Below are 3,399 nucleotides of genomic sequence, written 5' to 3'. Positions count from 1 at the left end.
CGTCTGGTACTGCGGCTGCTGCGGTTGCTGGGGCCGCTGCTGCTGGGACGGCTGCGCCTGCGGCGGCTGCGCCGGGCGCGGCGGCTGCGCGCCGCCGCGCGCGCTCGGCGGCTGCGCGGGGTGGGGCGACTGCTGGCCCTGCCGGGCGCCGTAGACGGCGCCCTGCTGGCCGGTCTGCGCCGGCTGCTGCCCGGTCTGACCCGGCCGAGCAGGCTGCTGGCCCGTCTGGCCCGGCTGCCCGTACACCGCGCCCTGCGGGCGTGACGGCGGAACCGAAGGGGCCGAAGGGGAATGCTGCGGAGCGACGGCAGGCTGCCGGCCGGCGCGGGGCGGCATGTTGAGCGTGCCGCCGTTGTCGTCGTCGACCGGGCGCTTGTCGTCGTCCTCGTCGTCGGAGTGGCGCCCGCCGGCGCGGTAGTTGCCGCTCTGGTAGCCGCCCCCCTGGTAGGTGCCGCCGCCGTAGACGTTGCCGCGGTCGGTCATCGGGGTCCTCCTCCGGTCGGGGCGGATGCGTAGGCGGCGGGTCCGTGCTCGCCGTCGAGGCGCTGCAGGCGGACACCGAGCTGGTCGGCGACGTTCAGGAGCTGGTTCTGGGCCGACTCCCACGACGCCTGGTCGAGCGCGAGGCGCACGATGGCGTCGACGGCGAGCTGGCGTCCGGTGACGCGGCCGTCGGGGTTGACCTTGCCGTTCGCTCCGGCGGTGACCACGATGGAGACGGTCACGAAGGCGGCGGGGACGCCGGAGAGGGCGTCGACGGTGCGGTGCAGTGCGACGGCGTCGGTGGGCCACTTGGTGATCCGGTAGGCGACGTGGCGGAGGCCGTCGGCGTACCAGTGGTTCCACTCCTCGGCGGTCCGCTCGCCGGGGACCGGCGCGAAGGCGACGCCGAGGGACTGCTGGACCGCTTCGCGGACGCCTTCGGCGTCGAGGATGCGGTTGGGGACGCCGACGTTGCCGAGGAGCTTGCTGACGCGCTGGGCGGTCGAGGCGAGCGCCTTGTAGACGCCGTCGACTTCGCCGCCGCGCTCGGCGGTGGCCTCGCGGGCGTCGCGGGCGCCGAGGCGCACGGACAGCCACGCCTTGTGGTGGACGACGGCGGGGTAGTCGCCGAGCAGTTCGCGGTAGGAGCGCGAGGCGGGGCTGTTGTCGTACGCAGCCAGGCCGACCGGGGTGGTGTGGCCGACGAGCTGGACCGCGGTGACGGGGACGGACGTCTCGTCGAAGAGGCGCTCGAGGCGCTCGAGCGGGACGGCCTTCGTGCCCTCGTCGGTGGTGCCGATCTCGATGACGGTGAACCAGCCGTTGTTGTCGTGGCCGATGCCGACGTTCTCGTCGCGGTCCTCGACACCGGTGATGCCCAGGTCGGGGGCGATCCGGTGGAGGACCTCGGTGAGCTGCTCGGGGTCGAGCGCGCGGATGCGCCGCCGCATGCGGGACTTGAGGGGCCAGGTCTGGTACCACCAGTAGTCGCCCTTGCGCCAGAAGACGACGACCAGCACGATGAGCGCGATGCCGCCGCCGACGGCCAGCGCGATCGTCCCGAACGCCAGGCTCGCCAGAGCGATCGTGAGCGCGAGCTCGACGGCGATGAGCTGCGCGACGGTGAGCGGGCCGAGCCGTCCCGAGGAGCGGGTCGTGAACACGACCGACTCGCCGGCGACAGGCCCGCCTTGCTGCTGGGCCTGCACGGACGCGGTACCGCGTGCTTGCTGCTGCCCCTGAAGCATCGTCATTGGCGACGTCTCCATCATGAAGGTGAGTGGTCGTACCTATCGTAAGCGGACGAGTCCACCTCTTGGTGCCCCGCCCTTCCGGTGTTTCGCCCGGTATACGGCGGACCGGTCCTTTGGCGCTGCGGCGTTAGACTGAGCGGGTGCGATTCCTCCCGCGTATTCCTCTCTATTCCGCGACGGTTGCCATGGCAACGGCCGGAACGGTACTGCTTGCGAGCACTCCTGCGCACGCCGAGTTCACCACGCCGGTCGCCTCGGGGGACGATATCTCCCCTTGCGAGACCGGGTCGGGCAACAGCGATCCGCTCACCGCGCGGGACTGGGCGGGTGACTTCATCGGGCTCGATGAGGCGCACCAGTTCAACCTCGGGGCGACCGACGAAGGCGACCCGGTGACGATCGCGGTCATCGACTCGGGTGTCGAGAAGTCGCTCACGGACATCTTCGGGACCCGTGTCAAGTCGGGCTGGGACGCTTGGGATCCCGACAGCGACGGGACCTGCGACGCCCACGGGCACGGCACTGCGGTGGCGGCGATCGCCGCCGGCGCGGCCCAGGGCGAGCAGTTCGTGGGGGTCGCCCCCCGGGCCGAGATCCTGCCGCTGCGCGCGTTCATCGGGGACGACGGCGCCGACGCGAACCGGTCGCGGCTCGTGGCGGAGCTGATCGACGACGCGGTCGCGAACGGCGCCGACGTCATCAACATCTCGATCACGCTTCCCGACACGACGTTCCTGCAGGAAGCCGTCGCGAATGCGATCGCGGCGAACGTGGTGATCGTCGCCGCCACCGGGAACGACAATCTGCACATGGACGATCCGGCCGTGCTGGCCGATCCGGAGCAGGCGAAGTTCTTTCCGGCGAACTATGAGGACGTCATCGCGGTCGGGGCGCACAACCAGGACGGGAACTTCTACGTCCAGACCAACTACGGGGAGAACATCGACTTGATCGCCCCGGGCCAAAACGTGGTCGTGCCGCTTCCCGGCGGCGGCTGGGTCCCCACGCAGGGCACCAGTTTCGCGGCCCCGTATGTGGCGGGCGCGGCGGCGCTGCTCAAGGCGGAGTTCGGGACGGACGTCTCGCCCGCTTGGGTCGAGCACCGGTTGACGACCACCGCGATCCATCCGCCGAACGACTTCAACATCTACCAGGGCCACGGCGTCCTGAACGTGGGTGCGGCGGTCTCCACGCCGCTCGCGCCGGGAGAGGATCCGACGGCGACGTCGTTCTCGGACGCCCCGACCGACGGCGAGTCGTCGGATCCGGGCTCCCAGCCGACCCCCGAGCAGGAGCCGTCGTCCATCGCGGCGATCGACGTCGACTACGACCCGCTCGCGTTCGAGAAGACGGTGGCGTGGGCGAGTGTGGGCGGCTCCATCGTCCTGGTCGCGCTGGTCCTGGTGCTTCGCACGATCATCCCGAAGGGCCGCCGGCGCCGCTGGCGGGCCGGCACGAGGGACCCGGATCGCGTGAAGGAGCCGGAGCGGTCGCTCGAGAAGGCGGAAAGCGGCGCCTAGTAGCGGACATGCGAAGAGGGGCGCAGTCCGATTGAACTGCTCCCCGGAAGTTGGACTGAGAATTCGGTTCCGCTTCCGGGGAGTTGTTGTTTGCATCCGTATAGTTCGTTGACCGAGCAGGAGCGTGCTGCTGCGGTGTCGCT

2 protein-coding genes and 1 pseudogene are annotated in these 3,399 nt (G+C 70.9%); 1 reads left to right on the top strand and 2 read right to left on the bottom strand.

Going from position 1 to position 3,399, the window contains the following annotated elements:
* Positions 1-483 (bottom strand): annotated as a pseudogene (locus GFD30_RS26070) (hypothetical protein); the annotation flags it as partial.
* The gene (gene eccE / locus GFD30_RS26065; RefSeq protein WP_194202129.1) at positions 480-1,736 is read right to left on the bottom strand and encodes a type VII secretion protein EccE; all 1,257 of its coding nucleotides are present in this window, start codon (positions 1,734-1,736) and stop codon (positions 480-482) included. The pseudogene GFD30_RS26070 and the gene eccE, both read right to left, overlap by 4 nt.
* 185 nt (positions 1,737-1,921) lie before the next feature.
* Between eccE and GFD30_RS26060 the strand changes: the two genes are divergently transcribed.
* Positions 1,922-3,256, top strand: a complete 1,335-nt coding sequence (locus GFD30_RS26060) for a S8 family peptidase (RefSeq protein WP_153028062.1) — start codon at positions 1,922-1,924, stop codon at positions 3,254-3,256.
* Positions 3,257-3,399: the final 143 nt, after the last annotated feature.

Source organism: Glycomyces albidus, from assembly GCF_009451885.1.
GTDB lineage: Bacteria > Actinomycetota > Actinomycetes > Mycobacteriales > Micromonosporaceae > Glycomyces > Glycomyces albidus.
The sequence above is the reverse complement of the archived record's forward strand: the minus strand, read 5'-3'. Positions and strand labels throughout refer to the sequence as shown.